Source organism: Acinetobacter sp. TTH0-4 (assembly GCF_015602665.1).
Taxonomy (GTDB): domain Bacteria; phylum Pseudomonadota; class Gammaproteobacteria; order Pseudomonadales; family Moraxellaceae; genus Acinetobacter; species Acinetobacter albensis.
In genome coordinates, this window is record NZ_CP059079.1 from 2666273 (window position 1) to 2689375 (window position 23103).

21 protein-coding genes are annotated in these 23103 nt (G+C 39.7%); 5 read left to right on the forward strand and 16 right to left on the reverse strand.

Annotated features, from left to right (window positions below; genetic code table 11):
• Nucleotides 1-362: 362 nt before the first annotated feature.
• The 7 genes from H0S58_RS12440 to glnK all read right to left on the reverse strand — a co-directional run bounded on the left by H0S58_RS12440 (nucleotide 363) and on the right by glnK (nucleotide 6504).
• Nucleotides 363-908: a VTT domain-containing protein gene (locus tag H0S58_RS12440; RefSeq protein WP_195726668.1), complete on the reverse strand. Its 546-nt coding sequence runs from the start codon at nucleotides 906-908 to the stop codon at nucleotides 363-365.
• 113 nt (nucleotides 909-1021) lie between these two features.
• Nucleotides 1022-1681 (reverse strand): riboflavin synthase, encoded by a 660-nt coding sequence (locus tag H0S58_RS12445; RefSeq protein ID WP_193889660.1) that lies wholly within the window; start codon nucleotides 1679-1681, stop codon nucleotides 1022-1024.
• Between the two features lie 28 nt (nucleotides 1682-1709).
• Nucleotides 1710-3002, reverse strand: a complete 1293-nt coding sequence (locus H0S58_RS12450) for a DNA adenine methylase (RefSeq protein ID WP_193889658.1) — start codon at nucleotides 3000-3002, stop codon at nucleotides 1710-1712.
• The gene (gene ribD / locus H0S58_RS12455) at nucleotides 2999-4102 is read right to left on the reverse strand and encodes a bifunctional diaminohydroxyphosphoribosylaminopyrimidine deaminase/5-amino-6-(5-phosphoribosylamino)uracil reductase RibD (RefSeq protein ID WP_195726669.1); all 1104 of its coding nucleotides are present in this window, start codon (nucleotides 4100-4102) and stop codon (nucleotides 2999-3001) included. Before ribD ends, H0S58_RS12450 begins: the two co-directional genes overlap by 4 nt.
• Before the next feature lie 10 nt (nucleotides 4103-4112).
• Complete coding sequence (gene nrdR / locus H0S58_RS12460) at nucleotides 4113-4571, reverse strand: transcriptional regulator NrdR (protein ID WP_053578978.1); 459 nt, start codon at nucleotides 4569-4571, stop codon at nucleotides 4113-4115.
• A 138-nt stretch (nucleotides 4572-4709) separates the two neighbouring features.
• Nucleotides 4710-6107, reverse strand: a complete 1398-nt coding sequence (locus tag H0S58_RS12465; protein WP_053578979.1) for an ammonium transporter — start codon at nucleotides 6105-6107, stop codon at nucleotides 4710-4712.
• A gap of 58 nt (nucleotides 6108-6165) precedes the next feature.
• Complete coding sequence (glnK, locus tag H0S58_RS12470; protein ID WP_004650081.1) at nucleotides 6166-6504, reverse strand: P-II family nitrogen regulator; 339 nt, start codon at nucleotides 6502-6504, stop codon at nucleotides 6166-6168.
• Nucleotides 6505-6780: 276 nt separating this feature from the next.
• On the opposite strand from glnK, the gene H0S58_RS12475 reads away from it, so the two are divergent.
• A complete protein-coding gene (locus H0S58_RS12475; protein WP_053578980.1) occupies nucleotides 6781-7008 on the forward strand; it encodes an accessory factor UbiK family protein in 228 nt (75 codons plus the stop codon).
• A 67-nt stretch (nucleotides 7009-7075) separates the two neighbouring features.
• The gene (locus H0S58_RS12480; protein ID WP_195726670.1) at nucleotides 7076-8563 is read left to right on the forward strand and encodes a YifB family Mg chelatase-like AAA ATPase; all 1488 of its coding nucleotides are present in this window, start codon (nucleotides 7076-7078) and stop codon (nucleotides 8561-8563) included.
• A gap of 208 nt (nucleotides 8564-8771) precedes the next feature.
• Here H0S58_RS12480 and H0S58_RS12485 read toward each other — a convergent pair whose 3' ends face one another.
• Nucleotides 8772-9524: a TorF family putative porin gene (locus tag H0S58_RS12485; RefSeq protein WP_092720566.1), complete on the reverse strand. Its 753-nt coding sequence runs from the start codon at nucleotides 9522-9524 to the stop codon at nucleotides 8772-8774.
• Between the two features lie 1078 nt (nucleotides 9525-10602).
• On the opposite strand from H0S58_RS12485, the gene H0S58_RS12490 reads away from it, so the two are divergent.
• Complete coding sequence (locus H0S58_RS12490) at nucleotides 10603-11916, forward strand: OprD family outer membrane porin (protein ID WP_195726671.1); 1314 nt, start codon at nucleotides 10603-10605, stop codon at nucleotides 11914-11916.
• A 96-nt stretch (nucleotides 11917-12012) separates the two neighbouring features.
• On the opposite strand, the gene ppa is transcribed toward H0S58_RS12490, so the two are convergent.
• On the reverse strand, nucleotides 12013-12537 hold the full coding sequence (gene ppa / locus H0S58_RS12495) for an inorganic diphosphatase (protein WP_053578984.1): 525 nt from the start codon (nucleotides 12535-12537) through the stop codon (nucleotides 12013-12015).
• Between the two features lie 128 nt (nucleotides 12538-12665).
• Nucleotides 12666-13064, reverse strand: coding sequence for an MAPEG family protein (locus H0S58_RS12500; RefSeq protein WP_053578985.1), 399 nt, complete (start codon nucleotides 13062-13064; stop codon nucleotides 12666-12668).
• Between the two features lie 106 nt (nucleotides 13065-13170).
• Here H0S58_RS12500 and H0S58_RS12505 point away from each other — a divergent pair, with 106 nt between their 5' ends.
• Nucleotides 13171-13554 carry a hypothetical protein gene (locus H0S58_RS12505; RefSeq protein WP_053578986.1) on the forward strand — a complete coding sequence of 128 codons (384 nt, stop codon included), beginning with the start codon at nucleotides 13171-13173 and terminating at the stop codon, nucleotides 13552-13554.
• Nucleotides 13555-13595: 41 nt separating this feature from the next.
• Here the strand turns inward: H0S58_RS12505 and H0S58_RS12510 are convergent, their stop codons facing one another.
• From H0S58_RS12510 to H0S58_RS12535, 6 genes are all read right to left on the reverse strand, one after another.
• Entirely contained in the window at nucleotides 13596-15275 is a 1680-nt protein-coding gene (locus tag H0S58_RS12510; protein ID WP_053578987.1) for a long-chain-fatty-acid--CoA ligase, read from the reverse strand.
• 145 nt (nucleotides 15276-15420) lie between these two features.
• Entirely contained in the window at nucleotides 15421-17640 is a 2220-nt protein-coding gene (parC, locus tag H0S58_RS12515) for a DNA topoisomerase IV subunit A (RefSeq protein ID WP_053578988.1), read from the reverse strand.
• A gap of 177 nt (nucleotides 17641-17817) precedes the next feature.
• On the reverse strand, nucleotides 17818-19137 hold the full coding sequence (locus H0S58_RS12520; protein WP_053578989.1) for an MFS transporter: 1320 nt from the start codon (nucleotides 19135-19137) through the stop codon (nucleotides 17818-17820).
• Nucleotides 19138-19263: 126 nt separating this feature from the next.
• The gene (locus H0S58_RS12525; RefSeq protein ID WP_053578990.1) at nucleotides 19264-19908 is read right to left on the reverse strand and encodes a trimeric intracellular cation channel family protein; all 645 of its coding nucleotides are present in this window, start codon (nucleotides 19906-19908) and stop codon (nucleotides 19264-19266) included.
• Nucleotides 19909-19967: 59 nt separating this feature from the next.
• A complete protein-coding gene (locus H0S58_RS12530) occupies nucleotides 19968-20435 on the reverse strand; it encodes a YchJ family protein (protein ID WP_195726672.1) in 468 nt (155 codons plus the stop codon).
• 81 nt (nucleotides 20436-20516) lie between these two features.
• The gene (locus H0S58_RS12535; RefSeq protein WP_053578992.1) at nucleotides 20517-22094 is read right to left on the reverse strand and encodes a TerC family protein; all 1578 of its coding nucleotides are present in this window, start codon (nucleotides 22092-22094) and stop codon (nucleotides 20517-20519) included.
• Nucleotides 22095-22431: 337 nt separating this feature from the next.
• On the opposite strand from H0S58_RS12535, the gene H0S58_RS12540 reads away from it, so the two are divergent.
• Nucleotides 22432-23052, forward strand: a complete 621-nt coding sequence (locus H0S58_RS12540) for a TIGR00730 family Rossman fold protein (RefSeq protein WP_053580269.1) — start codon at nucleotides 22432-22434, stop codon at nucleotides 23050-23052.
• Nucleotides 23053-23103: the final 51 nt, after the last annotated feature.

Genomic DNA, 23103 nt, shown 5'->3' on the forward strand with positions numbered 1-23103 from the left:
ATATCAAAAAATGCTTATGTCTTAAAATCAATCTATTGAATGAGATGATCTAAATTCTCGTTGAATATGATTTCATTCAGGAAAAAAAACGGATATCTTGGATTAAATTTCAACTCAGATTGCTGCATTGAACTCAGGTGAAAATGCAGTATATCTACTTAAAAATTATTCATTCTTCCTACCAACTTTCACTCAATAGCTTCTATATTTCCCGTGAAGTGAAAAGGGGGGGGTTAAGCCTCACTAGCTGCACAACTAAGTTATTGGATAAGCCCTAGCGCCCTCATTCTTACCAAAGCTTAGAATCATTTAAAATTTATAATGGATCAAAAATTGAGTTAAATAGGTTTTAAACTTAAAAGCTAGAATGAATCAACAGCGACTTCTAGCAGATTGCCTGCACCATAACCTATTCCCAACAATAAGAAGATCCAAATCAAACTTCCTGCAATATTATATGCAGTAAAACTTAATATATTCATATGCCCTGCCCCCGCAGCAAAGGGTGCAAAAGAACGTACAAAAGGAATAAAGCGCGCCACTAAAATAGTTTTACCACCATGTTTGGTAAAATAATGATTGGTCTTCTTAATATATTCTGGTTTTAAAAATCGTGAATGTGCGTGAAAAAACTTAAACCCCAATACCTTACCCATATAATAATTAACGCTATAGCCCAATACAGCTGCACTAAAAAGTAACGCACCCATATAGGGTAAATGAATGACATCTGTCGTTGAACAAAGTGCACCAATTGCGATCAGCAAACTGTCTCCTGGCAGGAAAAACATAAACACTGAACCTGTTTCTGCAAAAATAATCAGAAATAATATGGCATAAATCCACAGACCATACTGGTCTAATAAGGTCGGCAACCATTGTTCAAGATGCATTAAAAACTCAAGCATTTTTACCTTTTCCAGCTTTTCTGTGTTCTGAATACAATAGCTTAAAATGATACAAAGACACAAAAAAAGCAGCCTAATTTTTCAATAAGACTGCTTTTTTATTTTATAGATTTTTATTTCAAGAAACCATTTTCGGCTAAAAAAGCCATACTTAATTTAGAAGTTTGCTGTGTATCAGCTGCTTGATCACCCAGCATTAAACGTTCGATATAACGAGCCAAAACATCCACTTCTAAATTGACTTTTACACCCGTTTTCCACGTGCCGATATTGGTTCGATCTGCAGTATGTGGAATCAAATTCAGGCTAATGATATTGCCGCGCAAATGATTAATGGTCAGACTAATGCCATCAACCGTCACGGAGCCCTTTTCGGCCAAATATTTGGCAATTTCAACGGGCGCAGTCACTTCATAATAAATTGAACGAGCATCTTCACGTACAACGGTAATTTCGCCCACAGCATCGACATGTCCACTGACAATATGTCCACCAAAACGTGTGGTTGGTAACATTGCTTTTTCAACATTAACGCGCTGTCCAACGTTCCAAGTGCCAAGCGTAGTACGGTTTAAACTTTCACGCGACACATCGGCTGCATACCAGTTTTCACCCCATTCAATCACAGTTAAACAAATACCATTGGTGGCAATCGAATCCCCTAAATGTACATCCGACATGTCTAACTCAGTTCCAATTCGTAAACGGACATCACCACCTACGCTTTGTACGCTTTCCACTTTGCCTAAGCTTTCAATAATACCTGTAAACATAATTTTTTCTCTATTTCTCTGATGGTTTTTACCACAAAGCAAGTTGTGTACTTACACCCGTGGTATCAACACCGCCCAATTCGGCAAAATGATATAACTGACCTAAAAGTTGGCGTAGTGGTGGTCCAGATTTGGCATGTGTATCAGTAATTACAATAAATTCTAACACTCGGGCGCGTTCTGATTGACGCTGCTTACTCACCCGATAACGTGGCACATCTTGAGTGAGTAAAGTGACCCGCCCACGTTTTAAATTGGCTTGCAATAAATCTGCGGCCTCAATATTACCATCGGTTGAATAACTGGTCAGAATATAACGTGCGTTGATGGTAGACACCAACTTTTCATAAGCTTCTTTGGCATACTTAGAAGAATTGTACTGACTTGGGCGCTCTTTACGCCATGCACGATCAATTCCGCTTTTAAACCCTTTAGTGTCTGGGGTAGGTAAATCGACCTGATCCCACAGGGTCAAAGCGTTTAACACATGATAATTACTGCTATAGGCATGTTGATTATAAGGTGGATCAAGATAAGCCACATCCACCTCAAAAGTACGCATTTGATTAGCCAAATGTTGTGCATCAACACACCACATTTCTGCAGCAGGTTTTTTCGGTTCACCCATCGGACAAAAGCGACTCGGTGTGAGCCACAGTAACGATTCAATTCGCTCTAAAGCGGTTTGAGTTTTCCCCCCCCAACCATGGTGAAAACTTTTAAATACACCACTGGTGTTACTGACAAAACTGGCCGAATACAATAACGGGGCCAGCAAAGCCGACATTTCAACATCGTCAATCGCGCCTTGTGCCTGCCAAGTGGCAATTTGCTGACGAATCGCATCAATTCGCATCCCATTGCGTCGTTTAAAAAACAAACGATCACGAGAAGGATCATAAATTTCATCATTACGTGGGCAGAGGTTATGCGTCACCCAGCCTTTCACTTCAGGTAAGCGGTTTAAGTAATCAATGGCTTTTTGATAACCACCTAATTCCTTAAAAGCAGGTGCTTCTGTACAAGATAAAATAGCACTGTTTAAAGCATGACTATAGGGTTCCCAATCATTGGCAATCACCCGATAACCATTTTGACGGGCCAGACGTGAAACCACGCCTGAACCTGCGAAAAAGTCCGCAAAAATGGGCGAACGACCATTTTTGCTATTTAAAGTTCCTGTACTCTCAAGTGCTTCTAAAATAAGATGCAACAAACGACGCTTATTGCCTAAATATGGAACAAGCTGATTAAAAAGATATTCGTCTGTGGTACGTGCTGAATGACGACGCTTATGATAAACCGAAGACTCTGAATTCATATTGTCTCTTGGAAAGGAATTAACCTTAAGCGCACATCATTGCCCAACTGGGTAACATCTATAAGCTTAAATCGAAGTTGCTCTGCCATACGGGTAAAATCCGCATTAAACATTGCACGTGCTGTTTGACCTAAAAAAGTCGGGGCAACATAACTGATCATCTCATCAACCAAATGCTGTTGTAAAAAAGCAGTAGATAATGTTGCTCCAGCCTCCACCATCACATCATAAATTTGGTGCTGCGTCGCTAGAGTATGCAACAAGTCTGTTAAAGACTGGATGCTAAATTGTAGCACGCCTAAATCTGCAAGCTCCTGACGAAAAGGCCCCATAACCATCACCGTTTCAGGCTGCTGTAATATTTTTGCATGAAGCGGCAAACGTCCTTGACGATCAAGTACTAAACGTTTCGGTTGAACAACAGTACTTATATCAGCTACACCGTCTAATTGACGCACATTCAGCTGACAATCATCTGCAAGCACCGTTTCAATTCCTGTAATCACAACACTGGAAATCGCTCGCCAGTGTTGTACATCTTGGCGCGCTAAAGCTGAAGTGATCCATTTCGACTCGCCCGATGCCATCGCGGTACGACCATCTAAACTAGACGCTACTTTTAAACGTACATAAGGCATGCCGGTTGCCATAGCTTTTAAAAATCCAAGATTTAATTGACGAGCTTCTGTTTCACATAGCCCGACTTCAACATGGATGCCAGCCTCTTTTAAAATTTGTACACCTTTACCTGCCACCAATGGATTGGGGTCAGAACATGCCACGATGACTTTAGCAACGCCCGCTTCCACCAAACCTTTGGCACAAGGTGGTGTCCGACCATAGTGTGCACAAGGTTCTAAAGTCACATAGGCTGTTGCCCCTTGCGCAAGCTTACCTGCCTGACGCAAAGCAAAGACTTCTGCATGGGGTTGTCCAGCTTGAGGATGAAAACCTTCTCCGACGGATTGACCGTCTTTAACAATTACACAGCCAACATTCGGATTCGGCTTGGTTGAGTAACAGCCAAGACGTGCCAATTCAATTGCACGTTGCATCCACCTATGATCATGCTGAATGGAGTCTTGGCTGAACTTAGACATCTTTAAACTCTTAATGTTCACGTTGTTGCATTTGTTCAATTTGGTCTCGAAATGCTTCTACATCTTGAAAGTCTTGATAAACCGAAGCAAAACGTACATAGGCCACATGGTCAAGGGCAAACAAGGATTGCATAACAATTTCCCCAATGGTACGTGATTTGACATCACGCTCCCCCAAACGACGAATTTGTAATTGAATATCGCTGAGTACAGTTTCAATTTGCTCTTGTGTCACAGGACGTTTTTGTAGCGCATGCATCAAGGAACGACGCATTTTCGCTTCATCAAAAGGTTCACTTTTACCATCAGATTTTATGACCCGCGGCATCACAACTTCATAAGTTTCAAAGGTGGTAAAACGTTCTCCGCAACTGATACATTCACGACGGCGACGAATCTGACAACCTTCGGCTGCCAATCGTGAATCAATCACTTTACTATCTGCGGCGTTGCAAAATGGGCAATGCATAGCACTTTAATTGAACAAATCAAATCGGATTTAAAGTGTAGCAAAAATTCTGTGCTTTGTAGAGGCTTACGCAATATATGGAAAAAAAACAGCCCTTTCGGGCTGTTTCACACAATATATTGATAATGTATGTCTGTATTATTCTACACGTTCACCGTGTTGGCTTAAGTCCAAGCCCATACGTTCATCATCACTCGCCACACGTAACCCCATCACCACATCAATCACTTTAAGAATAATGAATGTCAACACTGCTGAGTAAGCAATAGTCGCAAGCACACCTTCTGTTTGTATCCATAATTGATGTAACATATCGGTCGGTGCTTTATCCCCCATAATGAAATCACTGGCAAATACCGCTGTTAAAAGCGCACCAACAATACCACCCACGCCATGTAGACCAAAAGCGTCTAATGAATCATCAGCTTTGAGTAAGCGTTTAAGTGCAGTAATGCCCCAGAAGCATACCACTCCGCCAATTAAGCCCATTGCAAGTGCACCACTGACGGTTACAAAGCCTGCCGCAGGAGTAATGACCACTAAGCCTGCAACTGCACCAGATGCACCACCAAGAACCGATGCTTTACCGCGTACCACTTTCTCTGTAATTAACCATGCGATTGCTGCTGCTGCTGCTGCCACTTGCGTTACGACCAAAGCATAACCTGCAGAACCATTTGCACCCAGTGCAGAACCACCATTAAAGCCAAACCAACCGACCCAAACCAAACTCGCACCAATCACCGTCAAAGTCAGATTATGCGGTGCCATAGATTCTCGGCCCAAGCCCATACGTTTTCCGAGCATATAGGCAGCAACTAGACCAGCGACACCAGAGTTAATATGCACCACGGTACCACCAGCAAAGTCAAGCGCACCATCATTTCCTAACCAACCACCACCCCATACCCAGTGGGTAATTGGTGCGTAAACAACAACGCTCCAAACCGTAATAAAGGCAACAAAAGCGCCAAATTTCATACGTTCTGCAATTGAGCCAGTAATAATGGCAACAGTAATAATGGCAAATGTCATTTGGAAAATAACAAACAAGATTTCAGGAATAGTGCCCGTTAATGCATCTGTGGTAATGCCAGAAAGCATTATTTTATCTAAGCCTCCAACAAAAGCATTGCCCTCACTAAAAGCCAAGCTATAACCAATTACAACCCAAGTTATACTGACAATCGCAGCGGCCACAAAACTGTGCGCCATGGTCGCTAATACGTTTTTCTTACGTACCATACCGCCGTAAAATAACGCTAAGCCTGGAATCGTCATCAGTAGAACCAGCGCAGTAGAAACTAATATCCACGCGGTATCACCTGTATCTAATTTGACTTCTTGTTCGACAGGTGTTGCTGCTGGAGCAGGTGCTACAGCCAATTCAGAATTCGTTGTTAATGATGTATCCGTTGTTTCAACGACTGCGACATTTTCAGCAGTTGTGGCTGCGGTTACAGTTTCTTCAGCCCATGCAACCGAACCACCTAAAAGTGCGCCAGACAAACTGAGCGCAATAAGCATTTTTTTCATTGGTATCCCCCAACCTAGTTTTTTGAGTTACTAGGTACTCAGCAAACTTCATGCCAAATTAAACAGCATCCGCACCTGTTTCACCCGTACGAATACGAATGACTTGTTCTAGATTCGTCACAAAAATTTTGCCATCACCAATTTTGCCTGTGCTGGCAACGCGTGTAATCGACTCAATGACTGAATCAACCATTTCATCACTAATTGCAATTTCAATTTTGACTTTAGGTAAGAAATCAACGACATATTCAGCGCCACGATAAAGTTCTGTATGACCTTTTTGACGACCAAAACCTTTGACTTCAGTTACGGTGATCCCTTGAACACCAATTTCAGAGAGTGCTTCACGCACGTCATCTAATTTAAAGGGTTTTACAATTGCAGTTACAAGCTTCATGTTGGTTTCCTTCGGCTTCTTTCACCAGTAAGGTTTTATGTTCAAAATTCGTGCCAAAACTTCTAAGGTTGGGGGAATAAAAGTATTTAACACGCGTTTTCTTTATAACCTATTTTACCCTTTTAGTCGGCGTTTGATTTTCAAAAATAAACTTTTTTACTATAAAATTATTGATTTTATAGATCTGGGCTTCTGATATCTGATCGATAAGCGCTATGGTCTAAGCATGACCAATGTTACACTGTGCACACTTATCCATCATTATAGAACTTCACAATGATCGAAACTTTATTACAAGCAATCATGGAACAAATAGAGCAGCCTAAAAAGGATGTCGAACATAATTTACGTGCTTTACTCAATGAAGCCGTATCCAAAATGGATCTAGTCTCCAAAGATGAAATAGAGAGACAACGTACTGCACTCAACAATGCCAATTTGCGCTTAAATGAACTGCTTAAACAAGTTGAAGCTTTAGAGATTAAGATCTACAACAATAAATAAGCGCGTTTTCAGTGCATTAAACTTTATAAAATGATTAAAAATAACGCACTTTAATGGAATAATAAAAATGTCATTTGCGAAAATTTTTACGCGGGGTCTATTGGGGCTACATGCACCATTGATTGAAGTTGAAGTTCATGTCAGTCAAGGGCTGCCTTCTTTAACGATTGTGGGTCTGGCCGAAGCAGCGGTACGTGAAAGTAAAGATCGTGTACGATCCGCTATTATTAACAGTGGGTTTCAGTTTCCGACCAAACGTCTAACCATCAACTTAGCGCCCGCAGACTTACCCAAAGATGGCTCACGGCTTGATTTACCCATTGCATTGGGTATTTTAATAGCATCGGGACAAATTCCAGAAAATGCCACAGACAATTTAGAATTTATTGGAGAACTGGCTTTAGATGGCCAACTTCGTTCAGTGACAGGAATTTTAAGTATTGCGATTGCCTGTCAGCAATCGGGACATCAACTTATTCTACCTAAACAAAATGCACAAGAAGCTTCACAACTTCCTCAGTTTGAAGTTTTCGCGGCACAGCATTTAAAAGATGTTTGTGAACATTTATCTAAGCAACAGCCTATTCCGCAATACCAAGTTCAGATACCAATTGCAGTCGATCAGTATCAGTGTGATTTGGCCGATGTCAAAGGTCAACTTCGACCTCGACGTGCATTGGAAATAGCTGCAGCAGGTGGACATTCCTTATTATTTAAAGGACCTCCAGGAACAGGAAAAACACTTTTAGCCTCGCGACTTGCCAGTATATTGCCTCCTTTAAATATGCAAGAGAACTTAGAAGTCGCACGAATTTATTCAGTTGCCAATACTGTGCACACTTTTGGACAGCGCCCTTTTCGTGCACCACACCATACTGCTTCTGCAATTGCTTTAGTCGGTGGTGGCTCACATCCTAAACCGGGCGAAATTACTTTGGCGCATTTAGGGGTGTTATTTTTAGATGAGTTACCTGAATTTGATCGTAAAGTTTTAGAAGTTCTCAGACAGCCTTTAGAATCGAAAGAAATCGTGATTTCGCGTGCTTCTCGACAAATGACGTTTCCAGCAAACTTTCAATTGATTGCAGCCATGAATCCATGCCCTTGCGGTTATGCATTTAATCAAGATGTGCGTTGTCAATGTTCAGCTGATGCTATTAAGCGTTATCAAAATCGTATTTCTGGGCCATTGTTAGACCGTATAGATTTACATTTGGATGTCCCACCTTTGCAAGCAACCGAGTTACAAGACACCACTCCTGTAGAAAATTCTCAGACTGTGCGTGAGCGTGTGATTCAAGCTTACCAAAGACAAATACAACGACAAAATTGTTTAAATCATGCTTTAAGTCCGAAACAACTTGAACAATATGTGGTCTTAGACCCACAAGCACAAAAAATCATTGAAATGGCTCAGCAACGATTAAATTTATCTGCACGTGCTTATCATAGAGTGTTACGGGTAGCGCGCAGTATTGCAGATTTGTCTGAACACAGCGAAATTCAAACGCAACATCTAACTGAAGCGTTGTCTTATCGCGCTCAACAAAATTAAATTTTGAAGCAATCATTAGAAATGGATTAAGCAAATGTCTCATCGGAATTTAGCCATCTTTTGCTGAATCGAAGCCATACGTTAAAGATAATATAATTTTCTAAGTTGTTTAATGATGGTTCAAAATTATTCATGTCCTTGAACGAACATAATAAAAAACCTCTAAAGAATTACTTTAGAGGTTTTTTATTAATCTTTAAACTTAAATTTAGAAGGCTTTGGTTAAGGTAAACACTGCACCTGTGTCTACGCCACGTTTGCCAGCATGAGTCATGCCATCGGTATCAATATCTGTACCTACAGCAGCTAATTCAGCAGATAACCCATCAACAGAAGCAAATGAATAGCTCACACCCGCTTTCCAATCGATATAACTATCTTCCCCACCAAAATAATCCTCATCCGCTTGGGTATAACCTAATGCAGCCACACCGCCAAAACCGGTGGTGCCAAAAGGTACCGCATACGTTGCATTAAGATACCAAGCATCTGTATCTAGGCCCAAGAAATCATTGGTATAATTAACAGCTGTTAATAAACTTGCACCTGGCACCAATACATCATTGAAAGTCAATTTACCGTATAGTTCCAACCAGTTTAAGTCACTTTCACTTGGGTAAGCGTAGTACCATAAACCGACATCGAGTAATGGTTTGTGAGCAAAATTATCTAAAGTCGTTGCATAACCAATATAAGGGTCGAGTTCAATATGCGCCGTCCCGCCAAAATCAACATTTGATCCCCAAACACCCGCATACGCACCTGACTCATGCGACAATACAAAACCTGCTTGTACTGATGGATCATTAAAGGTTTGAGTCATACCACGGTAACGATAATCTGAAGTTAAAGCCGCAGTTCCACTGAACGACAAACCATAAGGTAATGCTGGTGTCTCATCAGCAAATACAGTAGCCGAAATACCTGTTAAAGCAGCGATTAGACATATTTTTTTAAACATTTGAGCATCCCCATTCATTTTTTATAAACTCATGGAACTAATAGCAAATGCTGTGCCAAAACTAAGAATTAATTAAAAACCAAACTCCTACACACATATATATTATTGTTTTTAATTGGTTTATTTAAATTCACTAAAGATAAGAAAATATTCCTTCTTTGTTTTTCTCAATGTATCAAAGATAGGTTTTGATGCGCCTGACCATAAAAATAGTCACCAATTTTTATGCTGCTTCTTTTTGAGACTATTTTTTAATCAAAATATTTTTTCTGCCTAGAAAAAGTGCACGCTTTCAAAAAACTCAGTTTTATTGAATTAAATATATTCAATTATGGCAAGGTTAAAACCATGCTCATTCTTACATGCTCAATGAATGTTTTTATGATCCAAAATTTTCTTCACCTATGAGTATATGAAACAGGTCACGCTAATCCATATAACGCAATGAAGAACAGTGCATCATTTAAATTTCTTATTTATGAACAGAACCAAAACAATAGAAATAACGTAATTTTATTAAAAATTAGATGTGCGTTTAGTGGCTCTCAATAAATAAAAGATCTGCAACATAGAAAAAATTAGTTCTGGTTTTTAAACATATTTTATAACTTTTGTTCAATTATAAACCAATATTTCAGGTGTTGTTAAAATGAAAAAATCTAAAATTTCCTGTTCTAAATAACGTTGTTTTTTTAATATAATTTTAAATTATTAAGCAATAAAAATACAAAAAACTCTAAATTTTTAATCTCTAGATTGAATCAAAATCCACCAAAAACCTTATAGAACCATATATTAGACCAAAGTATAAGCAATCAAAATCCCCAAAAATATAGATCTATATGAAATATAGATTACATAAAAAATCACTTATTAACAAAATATATAATTGTTTTAAATCAAATTTTCTGAGAAAAGTTAAAATTTTAATGTTTGTTCAATTTATTAAATACTTTATTATTCAAATAATGCATAAATTTAATGAAATAAAAGCAATGAAAAAAGATTTTATTCTTCTACAATCCGTATACAATTCCTTCAATTTTTTTAATTTTGTATTGTATAAGGCTTCTCCCCCATGCAAAAAACACAAAAACTTAGTTTAGCCATTCTGATTCAAGCTGCTTTAATTTCTTCAGCTTATGCAAACGAACAAAGTGAAGCTAAGGGCTTTATTGAAGATGCTGAAGGTTCTGTTCTATTTCGCACAGGCTATGTTAATCGTGATAAAAAAACAGTCGGTGTAAAAGACCAAAGTTCGGCAGCCCAATCTGCCATTTTTAAGCTCGATTCTGGTTATACACAAGGTGTAGTTGGTTTTGGTGTAGGCGTCGTTGGCGATGCTTCATTTAAACTAGGCGCAAATAAAAATGCCAGTAACAATATGATTCCACGTGAAACTGGTCTAAATGAAAAAGGCGAATTAGCAAAACAAGCTGGTGATACTTACGATCATTGGGCACGTGGTGGTGCCAATGTAAAAGCCCGTATTTCAAATACAGACATCCGTTACGGTACTCAAGTTTTAGACTTACCTGTACTGGCCAGCAATACGGGTCGTATGGTGCCAGAATACTTCGAAGGTTTTCTAGCGACCAGTCGTGAAATTAAAGGTTTAGAATTGACCGCAGGTAAATTTACGAAAAATCAGATGTCAGAACAGATCAATAGCGATGGCAATAATTTAGACAGCGCAGTGGTTTGGGGTGCTAAATACAAATTTAATGATGCTTTAAATGCCTCTTACTATGGTCTAAACAGCGAAGATAAATTAGAACGTCACTATATCAATGCCAATTATAAACATTCTTTGGCAAATGGTAGCTCTTTAACCTATGACTTCAGTGGCTATCATACTGAATGGGATCAAGACGCGACTACTTACTCTTCAACTCTTGGAAATGAAAATATTGATGGTCGTAGCAATAATATTTGGGCAGTCTCCGGCTCTTATAATTACGGTCCTCACAATATGATGTTGGCGTATCAACAAAATACAGGTAACACAGGCTATGATTACGGTCAAAATGCCGATGGTTTCCAAAGCGTTTACTTACCGAACTCATATTTGTCTGATTTTGTGGGTAATCATGAAAAATCAGCACAAGTTCAATACAACTTAGACTTCGATAAAATAGGTGTTCCTGGTTTAAATTGGACCACGGCTTATGTCTATGGCTGGGATATTGAAGTTGCTGGTAACAATCAAGAAGGTAAAGAACGTGAGATTTTTAACCAAGTAAAATACACGGTTCAAAGCGGTTTTGCTAAAGATGCCAGCTTACGCGTACGTAACTCGATTTACCGCGCAAACAGTGCTTATGATAGCGCTTATATTGGCAGTACCAATGAATGGCGTTTATTCCTTGATATTCCTGTAAAATTATTTTAATTCATCACAAATTTTAAATTAAAAAAAACCTGCATCCTTTTGATGCAGGTTTTTTTATTCAGCTCAATTTTTAAAAAAATAAAAATTTAAACTTAATTATTTTGCAGCTTCAATGGCTTTTAAGACTTCTTGTTTAGCCACTTCAGAACCTTCCCAACCAGTCAACTTAACCCATTTTCCTGGCTCTAAATCTTTGTAGTGCGCAAAGAAATGCTCTACTTGTTGAATCAGTAAAGGCGGAAGATCCGTATACTCTTTAATATCTTTATAAATTGGAGATAATTTTTCATGTGGAACTGCGATTAATTTCGCATCGATACCACCATCATCTTCCATATTCAACTTGCCGACAGGACGGCAACGAATGACTGAGCCTGGTTCAACTGGATGTGGCGTCACAACCAGTACATCTAATGGGTCACCATCTTCAGATAAAGTATTTGGCACATAGCCATAATTTGCAGGGTAGAACATCGCTGTACCCATAAAACGGTCTACAAATAACGCGTCTGAATCTTTATCAATTTCATACTTGATCGGCGCGGCATTGGCAGGAATTTCAATAATCACGTAGATGTCGTTTGGTGCATCTTTACCTGGTGGGATATTGCTGTAGCTCATAGCATCACTCTTTAAAAGTTAAATCTTATTTAAACCGCTACGATTATAGCGTTTTTTTGAGAATTAAATAACGTGGCGATTATATATCTGGTAGGCCAAAATATATATTTGCAATCTACACCGTTATTTTACGTTAATTTAATGACCAAAAATAATAAACAAATTGGGCACAACAAAGATAAGATCCAAACAATTGAACGCAAAGTGGCCCAATTGGCTAAATAGCAAATACCATAGAGGATGCGCAATATAATATAGGCAGTCCCAAAAGTCATAATGACACTTTGATGAACAACCATATATTCTGCCATTAAAATTGCAGCGATAAATAAAGGTAAACTTTCAAAGCTATTTTGTTGTACCGCATTCGCACGTGCTGCTAAGCCATCACATTTCGCCAAAAATTCACGCGGATTTTGATTATCTCGGCCTTTAAAACCTGCTGTTTTTTTTGCGATCATCGTAAATACATAAGGCAATAAACATGCAATTAAGATGAGATAGACGATTCCGCTTATACTCTGCATTTCATTTTTCTCATTCAGATTTTCTGCCCGATATCATAGCATGGTGTTTCAATAATATTTTTTGTTAAATTATAATGTTTTTATTCATGAGGACTCAGGTTTTATTATGATCAATCCAGATCAACAAGAAATGTTTGATAAATTAGACAAGCAGCAGCAACATCAACGTAAACTTGATCGCGTACTTAAAATTGTGTTGCCTATTGTGGCCTTTTTAGTTGCGACCATTTGCGCCAATATGAATATTGGATCCCCGATTGGAACACTGATTATCTTGGTGATCGCTTTATGGATGGTCACGATTAAACGTCAAAACCTACATCTTTGGTGGGCAATTATTTTAATCTATTGCCTGATTGATAACTGGCTCAGTTATGGTGCATTTCATTTACCTGGCTTTAGTCGGCAGTTCGGTACGATGTTTATTTTTGTCGGTATTTTTGGTATTGGCCGCCCCTATATGGATCGTTGGTTAATGAAAAACCAATAAAAAAGCGCCATTGAATGGCGCTTTTTTTAGATCATATCGATTTAATTGGTTTTACGTAAATCTTTACGTAAAATTTTACCTACGTTAGATTTTGGTAATTCATCAATGAACTCGACATAACGAGGGCGTTTATAGCCGGTTAAGTTTTCTTTAGCAAACGCAAGAATTTCTTCTGTGGTCAACGATGGATCTTTTTTCACAACAAATAATTTTGGTACTTCGCCTGATTTTTCATCTTGCACCCCAATTGCCGCGACTTCCAGCACTTTTGGATGGGTAGAAATGACTTCTTCGATTTCAGATGGATAAACATTAAAACCAGACACCAAAATCATGTCTTTTTTACGGTCAACAATTTTCACATAACCACGTGAATCCATCACACCAATATCTCCCGTACGGAAGAAATTATCTGCTGTCATGACTTTTGCTGTTTCATCAGGACGATTCCAATAGCCTTTCATGACTTGAGGACCACGAATCGAGATTTCTCCTTGTTCGCCCAAAGCCACTTCGTTACCATCATCGTCTAAAATTGCAACTTCAGTTAACGGTAATGGAATACCAATCGTACCACTAAATTCAGTCGCGGCTGGTGGATTCGCAGTAGCAACAGGTGAGGTTTCAGACAAACCATAACCTTCGATAATGTTTGATCCTGTAATTTTTTTCCATGCTTCAGCCGTAGAAGCAAGAACTGCCATCCCGCCACCCATTGCCATTTTAAGTTTGCTATGGTCAAGTTGTCTAAATTCTTCATTATTGACCAAAGCATTAAACAATGTGTTTACTGCTGGGAAGAACGTTGGTTGATATTTACGTAGCTCTTTCATCACCGCAGGTAAGTCACGCGGATTAGGAATCAAGACATTTGCCTGCCCTTTATACATACCATACATGGCACAAACCATGAATGCGAAAATATGATAAAGCGGTAGCGCACAAAAAATACGGTCATCTTTAGAGCCGTCTTGTGCACCAAATTTACTTTGGAAAATACCATCACATTGCAATAAATTTGCAACCAGATTGCGATGGGTCAATTCTGCCCCTTTCGACACACCTGTGGTACCACCCGTGTATTGAAGTACTGCAGTATCACTTAAAGTTAAATTTGGACGTTTATAATTGCTGGCACTGACTTTTGACATGGCCGCATTAAATTTAATATGTCCTGGAATATCCCAAGCTGGAATTTGCTTACGTACTGACCGTAAAACAAAATTCACCAATGTGCCTTTTAATGTTCCTAGCATATCTCCGACGGAAGCCACCACAACATGCTTCACAGGCGTTTTGCCTAAAATAGCTTGGTAAACACTGGCAAAATTTTCAATAATAACTAAGCCTTCTGCACCAGAATCATTTAATTGATGTTCCAACTCACGTGACGTATACAGTGGGTTAACATTCACCAAGATTAGACCTGCACGCAGTACACCAATAGCAACCACTGGATATTGAAGGACATTCGGCATCATGACTGCAACGCGTGAACCTTTTGCCAGACCTAGACTTTGCAAATAAGTCGCAAATTTGCGGCTGGCTGCATCTAATTCGTTAAAAGTGATCACTTTATCCATGAAGATAAAGGCTTCACGGGAACCAAATTTTTTAAAATTACTTTCAAAAATGTCAACAAGCGAGGTATTTTCTGCTGGCAATTCTACAGTTTCAGGAATTCCTGTTTTTTGGTACTCAGCAAACCAAATCTTTTCCATAATGCCCTTCTCTCCAATGTAAATCCTTAGTTCTAACTGTTTTTCAATGTTATGCGTCATTCTTTAACTTGTTTATGCATAACATGACATCCATTTACACAAATACCCATCATATATAACGTATTTTGATCAATGAATGCTAGTTTTATCTTTGAATGAACAGTTTATTTGCTTTTTGATAGCCTCGTGGTAATAGATGACCTTTCGTCGCTCTTTTAGCGACATATTTTTGAAGATCATCGGTTTTTAATTTCAATTGCTGCTGTCCTGCAACCACTTGAATTATTTCATTTAAAGAACACAATTTCATCGATAAAATATGTTCTTTAGCTTCAAGTTGTATCAGTTTATTTCCTTTACCCTTATTTAAAATAGGCAATTCTGACAAATCAAGTAGTAGCAAACGTCCGACGCTACTCAAAATAGCCAAATGCGTATGCATCTCTATCGTTTGCAATGGCAAAGCCTGAGCACCCTTTGAGACAGTCAGGAAATTTTTACCTGCTTTTGCATTGGTATCCAGTTGTTTCGCCTGTGATTTAAAACCATAGCCTTGCGAACTCACAGCAATGATTTCATCTTCATCTTCAGCAATCAGCACTTGAATAAAACTGATGCCGCTGGCTGGCGCAAGTTTGGAACTTAACGGTTCGCCTAAACCCCGTGCAGAAGGAAGACTATTGACTGCAAGCGCATAACTGCGCCCAGTCTCATCCAAAACATAGACCCGTTGATTGGTTTTGCCTTGCGTGTGACTTAAGTATTGATCTCCCGCACGAAAGTTCAGATTTTCTACATCTACATCATGTCCTTTTGCTGAGCGAATCCAGCCAGCAGCAGAAAGCACAACCGTGACAGGGTCAGCGGGTGACATATCATGTTCATTAATCGCTGTTGCTTCGGCGCGTTGCACAATAGGTGAACGTCGATCATCACCAAATTTTTTCGCATCGTCTTTAAGTTCGGTAATGATCAGATTTTTGAGTGATTCTGGATTGGCCAATTGTTCACGAATAATCGCAGCTTTGGCTTCTAATTCTTCTTGTTCGCTGCGCATTTCCATTTCTTCAAGACGAGCCAAGTGCCGTAACTTGAGTTCCAAGATGGCTTCGGCCTGAATTTCGTCAATATTGAAATGTGACATCAAAACAGGTTTAGGCTGATCTTCTTCACGAATAATCCGAATGACTTCATCAATATTTAAATATGCGATGATTAATCCAGCCAAAATATGCAGGCGTTTTTCAATCTTATTTAAATGATATTGCAGTCGACGCGTAACCGTATTTTTACGAATTTCAATCCATTCCAGTAAAATTCGGCGAATGGATTTCACTTGTGGACGACCATCCGAACCAATCATGTTCATATTGACACGATAGCTCGACTCTAAATCAGTCGTAGCAAACAAATGGCTCATGACCGATTCTGCATCGATTCGGTTAGAACGCAGTACTATGACTAAACGAGTTGGATTTTTATGGTCAGACTCATCTCGTACATCACTCACCAAAGGCAGTTTTTTGGCCTGCATTTGATCTGCTATTTGGGTGATAATTTTTGAACCTGACACTTGGTAGGGTAAATCTGTAATCACGATTTCATTTTTTTCAATCGTGTACACTGCGCGCATACGGTAACTACCACGCCCAGTGGTTTGAATTTTCAACAAATCATCAGCAGCAGTAATAATTTCTGCCTTAGTCGGCAAATCGGGAGCGGGAATATATTCTGCTACTTTTTCATCGCTTAAGTTTGGGTTACGAATGAGTGCAATCGTGCCTTTAATGACTTCACGCAAGTTGTGCGGTGGAATATCAGTGGCCATCCCAACGGCAATCCCTGTGGTGCCATTGAGCAAAATATTGGGTACACGTGCAGGTAAACTCACGGGTTCTTTCATTGACCCATCAAAGTTATCCTGCCAATCACAGGTGCCTTGCCCCAGTTCAGACAACAACACTTCACTATAGAGTGATAGCTTGGCTTCGGTATAACGCATGGCTGCGAACGATTTCGGATCATCGGGTGAACCCCAGTTACCCTGTCCTTCAATAAAGGGATAGCGATAACTAAAAGGCTGTGCCATCAGCACCATCGCTTCATAACAGGCCGAATCACCATGTGGATGGTATTTACCCAATACATCACCAACAGTACGGGCAGATTTTTTTGGTTTACCGCTATTTTTTAAGCCCAGCTCACTCATAGCGAATACAATACGGCGCTGTACAGGTTTTAAACCATCACTAATATGCGGCAATGCACGATCCATGATCACGTACATGGCATAATTAAGATAAGCTTGTTCAGTAAATTCGGCGACAGAACGGTTTTCTGTTGCTTGATGCACAATGCTGGTCATGAAAGGCTAAAGTCCTCAATAATTCGTTTTTTATCTATAGCTGTATGCTATGTCGCAGATGCTAACGACACAAGAGCAGTCCACTACACTGTGCGACAATTAATGTCTTATGACCTAAAATTATTCATTTGATGCCATCGAATGGAATCAAAAAATCAATTGCTCTGTATCAAGATGCTATAAACCGATGGATTCTAGCGTTTTGCCTTTGGTTTCTTCACCTAAAATTAAAATGACCAAAGCCACGCTTAACAATACAGCAGTAAACATCATAAAGACCTGACTAAAACCATTGTCCATGACCATGAGATGAGTCACGACAATAGGGGCGACAATCCCGCCCATCCGTCCAACGGCGGAAGCCCAACCTGAGCCAAAAGCCCGAATATTGGTCGGATATTGTTCAGGCGTATAAGTGTATAAGACGCCCCATGCGCCTAAATTAAAGAATGACAGCAGACAGCCCCAAAACATAATCATGTTTACAGTATTGGCTTGACCAAAGAAGTAGGCAGCGATAGCGCACATCCCGATAAAACTTGCTAAAGTGGGTTTTCGCCCCCACTTTTCGACCAGCCATGCTGCCGCAACATAGCCTGGCAATTGCGCCAAAATCATAATCAAAACATATTCAAACGACTGTACTATGCTATAGCCTTGCTTGACCAGTAAACTGGGTAACCAAGTAAAAATGCCATAGTACGAATAAACAATACCAAACCAAATGAGCCAAAGCATCAGAGTACGACGTGCAAATGGACCTGACCAAAGCTGACGAAAAGAAATATTTTGTTTTTCTGCAACGGGCTTAACTTCAATATAGTCAATGACTTCTACGCCACATTGACGTTCCAGTTTTTGTACCAAAGCATGTGCTTCTTCAACACGACCACGATTGATTAAATATGGCACCGATTCGGGTACTTTTTTCAAAATCATAAATACATAAAGCGCCGGTAAACCGCCAATTAAAAAAGCAATATGCCAACCATAACTTGGAATAACAAAATAGGAAACCAGTGCAGCCACCAGCCAGCCCAAACCCCAAAAACTTTCCAGTAAAACAATAAAGCGCCCACGGACATGTGCTGGAATATATTCACTGACTAAAGTCACAGCAACAGGAAGTTGTCCGCCTAAGCCTAAACCAACAATAAAACGGAAGATCAATAACCACATTAAATTTGGCGCAAAAGCACATAAAGCGGTCGCAATACTATAAATCACCAAGGTCATGGCAAAGACGGTACGTCGTCCAATACGGTCGGCCAACCCACCTGAAAATATGGCCCCGATTGCCATACCCACAAAACCAATAGACACAACCCAGCCTTTTTCACTGGCACTCATGTTCCATTCTTCTGCCATACTGGTCAAAATAAAGGCAATTAAACCCGTATCCATCGCATCGAACATCCAACCCAGACCAATGACCCAGAGCAAGGTATAGTGAAACTTTCCGATGGGTAAGCGTTGTACGCGTGAGACTAAATCCATAACAGCAACTCTCATTGAGTGAAAGGCGGTGGCCTGTTTTCTCAACAGGTTTTCTTTTTATTCACTTGTTTGAATATCATCAAAAATTGATATGATCTATCTAAAATAATCATTTTTATTTCAATATTATGATGCATCTCGAGAAGATGCAGATTGATCATCATCATCTTTATAAATAAATTTTGGCATTTCCAAACCGAAATAAATCGCAATACAACGCAAAGAAAAACCGAAAATCAGGGTAAAAATAACGGTGACTTCCATAGATAAGCCAATTTCTTGACAGACCCAGTAGCAAATAACGGAAACAAAGGAAATGCTGGCATATAATTCACGACGGAACACCAAAGGCACATCGTTACATAAAATGTCGCGTAAAATCCCGCCTGATACCCCAGTCAGTACACCCGCTACCGCTGAAACAACAAAACCGTGTCCCATTTGCATCGCAATTTGGCAACCAATGACGGTAAAGCCAATTAATCCCATCGCATCTAAAATCAAGAAGATAGACCTTAAATGGCGCATCCATTTGGCAATAAGAATAGTGACAAAAGCCGCGGCACAAGTCAGCACTAAATATTCTGGATGTTTGACCCAAGTCAATGGATAGTGACCGAGTAATACATCGCGAACTGAACCGCCTCCGAGCGCCGTAACACAAGCAATCAGTGTTACTCCGAACCAGTCCATACTACGTCGACCTGCCGACAATGCGCCTGTCATTGCTTCGGCTGTAATTGCAATAATATAAATGACGAGTAGTAACATTGCCCTTGTTCCACTGAGGGGAATTGATGCGCGTATTCTAAGACAAATTTAAGCTAAAATTATAAATATTGCGCACAACATTGTTTAAATTTTTTTCCTGAGCCACAAATACACGGTTGCTTCATGGTGATCTGCATTTCTATGGTGGGATCTAAAAAATACCATGTATCTGCATAGTGAACAAAATGAGACACCTCATGATGAACATTTATATTTGTCCCATCGTGATAATGCGCTTTAAACTCAACTTGTGCATGATTTTTATCTAGTTGTTCTTTGCTCTGGACAATTTCGAGTTTAAGCCACTGATTAGATTGACTCCACTCCGCCATGGCCGCTACATCCAACTCGGATTGCTGCTCAATAGCCGTAGTTTTTACGAGATACTCAATCTCTTGCCGGGCAAATGCACTATAACGCGAACGCATTAATTGCTCTGCCGTTTGCGCTTTGATTTTTTCCTGATGTAGCGGTTGGCAACATTCACGATAATGGCCACGTCCGCAGGGACAATTGCTTTCTAACATGAATTTTCCATCTAAAAATAGCCAGATTGTCTGGCTATTTTAATGGATTGAGTAATTTAAAGTAGAAATTTTCTACCTCAATTAATCATTACTCTCTGAAGCAACATACGGCATCAAATGGACTTTATCAATTTTATGCCCATCCATAGTAACCACTTCAAAAATATAACCATCTGCTGTTAATTTTGCCCCACTTTCAGGCAAACGCCCAAGATGGAATAAAATATAACCTGACAAAGTTGAATATTGCTCAGATTCATCAACCAAGTCTTGCCCCAACAGTAAGGAAACATGACGAATATCGGTTGAACCTTCGAGCATTAGCGTTCCATCCTCTAAACTTTCTGCAGCTGTTTCCAATTCATCTTCATCAGGAAACTCACCTGCGATCGCTTCAAGTACATCAATCGGAGTTGCAATGCCTTCGATAGAACCATATTCATTCAATACAATTGCCATCTGTAACGGTGCTTGACGTAATTGCTCCATCACCATAAGCACTTGGGCATTTTCATGCACAATCACTGGTTCACGCAAATGACGTTCAAAATTGAGGACACCCGTTTCAATATATTCATTCATGACTTTATGGGTCAGTACAATACCTGAAATATTGTCTAATTCCCCGCGTGCGACAATTAGCCGTGAATGGGTCATGCTGAGCAACTGTTCTTTAATAGAGGCTTCGTCTTCATCTAAATCAATCCATTCCAGTTCTGGACGTGGTGTCATAACCGATTTGACGGGACGTTCAGAAAGTCCCAGAACACCTTGCACCATCACACTATGATAAGCACCATTTTCTTCATCAAAGACTTCATCGGCAAAGGCACGCGTAGCCAAGACATTTTCAGGTTCATTATTTTGTGAGTCGCTTTTGCCACCCAGCATACGCATCACGGCTGATGCAGTGCGATAACGTAAATCTGTGGTGGTGACCATTTTTTCCTGATTACGGCGCATGGTCTGATTGATAAATTCAACCACCACTGAAAAACCAATCGCAGCGTATAAATAGCCTTTTGGAATATGGAAACCAAAACCTTCAACAATCAGTGAAAAACCGATCATCATCAGGAAACCCAAACATAAAATCACCACGGTAGGGTGTTTATTGACAAACTCCATCAATGGTTTTGAAGCCCACAGCATAATCCCCACGGCAATAATCACCGCAATCATCATCACTGACAGCTCTTTCACCATTCCAACAGCAGTAATAACGCTATCGAGTGAAAATACAGCATCGAGTACCACGATTTGAACAATCACCATCCAAAAAGCAGCATGTACGGGGTTTTCTTCTTTTTGCGGCTGTGCTCCCTCTAGACGTTCATGTAATTCCATGGTGCCTTTAAATAACAGGAATACACCACCGAACAAGAGAATTAAATCACGACCCGAAAAAGCATGATCAAAAATATGGAACAGCGGTTGAGTCAGCGTCACGACCCAAGCGATTGAGGCCAATAAAACCAAACGCATCAGCAGTGCTAAAATTAAACCGACAATCCGCCCCGTATTGCGCTGATGAGGCGGTAGTTTTTCGGCTAAAATGGCAATAAAAACCAGATTATCAATGCCGAGTACAATCTCCAAAACCACCAAAGTGGCCAGTCCAATCCATGCAGATGGATCTGACATCCATTCAAAGATCATTGGAGATTCTCCCGCATGAAATTCAAGCTTGAGTTTAGAAAATTAATTTTATAATCGATAAATATGCACTGAACATTCTGCTGTGTAATTTTTATGTACGAATGAAAATGTTCGGTGCGATGACAACCACTGCCCATGTTGATTCATTTGTTGGAAAACAGATTTTCAGTATAACAAGCTGAATTAAAAATTCCTTCTTTTTTCAATCTACAGCGCTTTACTCTCACTAATTTTCAACAAATCTTTGCAAAGCCTCCCTATTCAGCAATATGTACTGTCATATTTTCGACCTAAACTAGAGCATGAAAAAATAAAGTGTTATGGTAAAAATATAATGATGAACAGTGTAGTAAAAATGACTCCAAAACATAAAAATCCTTCTGCCCAAACTACCCAACCTTTAATTGCACTGTATTGCGGTTCACGTTTAGGCAATAAACCCATTTATCAAGAAAAAGCGATCGCACTGGCGCAAGCACTGGCCGAACTCGGCTTTGGTCTAGTCTATGGTGGTGCAAGTATTGGTTTAATGGGTCAAGTCGCAGATGCATTCAGACAGCAAAATGGCGAAACCGTAGGGGTCATTCCTGAGTTTATGCTGGATTATGAAATTGCCCACAATCAGCTGACTGAATTGCATATTGTCAAAACCATGCATGAACGCAAAGCCATTATGGCTGAACGTGCCAGCGCTTTTGTGGCATTGCCAGGCGGTTTAGGGACGTTTGAAGAAATTCTAGAAGTTGCGACCTGGGCACAATTAAATCAGCATCAGAAACCGATGATGCTTTACAACGTCAATGGTTTTTATAATGCCTTAATTGCTCAGCTTGATCATGCCGTTGAAGAAGGTTTTTTACCGCCCCAACATCGTGCGAAACTGATTATTTGCAATCATGCCGATCAGATCATCAATGCCATTAAAAATCTGAATGCACCTAAACATTTTGTTATTTAAACAATCATCTACCTTTTAGGCTCTCAAGCCAGTATTGCTACGTTATTTTTA

Bases quoted from the DNA above. Each gene is read 5' to 3' on its own strand.
- H0S58_RS12465 (WP_053578979.1), bottom strand. From the start codon at position 6,107: ATGAAAAAAATGCTTATTGCGCTCAGTTTGTCTGGCGCACTTTTAGGT.
- glnK (WP_004650081.1), bottom strand. From the start codon at position 6,504: ATGAAGCTTGTAACTGCAATTGTAAAACCCTTTAAATTAGATGACGTG.
- H0S58_RS12505 (WP_053578986.1), top strand. From the start codon at position 13,171: ATGATCAATCCAGATCAACAAGAAATGTTTGATAAATTAGACAAGCAG.
- H0S58_RS12475 (WP_053578980.1), top strand. From the start codon at position 6,781: ATGATCGAAACTTTATTACAAGCAATCATGGAACAAATAGAGCAGCCT.
- H0S58_RS12445 (WP_193889660.1), bottom strand. From the start codon at position 1,681: ATGTTTACAGGTATTATTGAAAGCTTAGGCAAAGTGGAAAGCGTACAA.
- H0S58_RS12535 (WP_053578992.1), bottom strand. From the start codon at position 22,094: ATGATCTTTGAATGGATGTCAGATCCATCTGCATGGATTGGACTGGCC.
- H0S58_RS12525 (WP_053578990.1), bottom strand. From the start codon at position 19,908: ATGTTACTACTCGTCATTTATATTATTGCAATTACAGCCGAAGCAATG.
- H0S58_RS12540 (WP_053580269.1), top strand. From the start codon at position 22,432: ATGAACAGTGTAGTAAAAATGACTCCAAAACATAAAAATCCTTCTGCC.
- nrdR (WP_053578978.1), bottom strand. From the start codon at position 4,571: ATGCATTGCCCATTTTGCAACGCCGCAGATAGTAAAGTGATTGATTCA.
- H0S58_RS12450 (WP_193889658.1), bottom strand. From the start codon at position 3,002: ATGAATTCAGAGTCTTCGGTTTATCATAAGCGTCGTCATTCAGCACGT.
- H0S58_RS12530 (WP_195726672.1), bottom strand. From the start codon at position 20,435: ATGTTAGAAAGCAATTGTCCCTGCGGACGTGGCCATTATCGTGAATGT.
- ppa (WP_053578984.1), bottom strand. From the start codon at position 12,537: ATGAGCTACAGCAATATCCCACCAGGTAAAGATGCACCAAACGACATC.
- H0S58_RS12500 (WP_053578985.1), bottom strand. From the start codon at position 13,064: ATGCAGAGTATAAGCGGAATCGTCTATCTCATCTTAATTGCATGTTTA.
- parC (WP_053578988.1), bottom strand. From the start codon at position 17,640: ATGACCAGCATTGTGCATCAAGCAACAGAAAACCGTTCTGTCGCCGAA.
- ribD (WP_195726669.1), bottom strand. From the start codon at position 4,102: ATGTCTAAGTTCAGCCAAGACTCCATTCAGCATGATCATAGGTGGATG.
- H0S58_RS12510 (WP_053578987.1), bottom strand. From the start codon at position 15,275: ATGGAAAAGATTTGGTTTGCTGAGTACCAAAAAACAGGAATTCCTGAA.
- H0S58_RS12480 (WP_195726670.1), top strand. From the start codon at position 7,076: ATGTCATTTGCGAAAATTTTTACGCGGGGTCTATTGGGGCTACATGCA.
- H0S58_RS12520 (WP_053578989.1), bottom strand. From the start codon at position 19,137: ATGGATTTAGTCTCACGCGTACAACGCTTACCCATCGGAAAGTTTCAC.
- H0S58_RS12440 (WP_195726668.1), bottom strand. From the start codon at position 908: ATGCTTGAGTTTTTAATGCATCTTGAACAATGGTTGCCGACCTTATTA.
- H0S58_RS12485 (WP_092720566.1), bottom strand. From the start codon at position 9,524: ATGTTTAAAAAAATATGTCTAATCGCTGCTTTAACAGGTATTTCGGCT.
- H0S58_RS12490 (WP_195726671.1), top strand. From the start codon at position 10,603: ATGCAAAAAACACAAAAACTTAGTTTAGCCATTCTGATTCAAGCTGCT.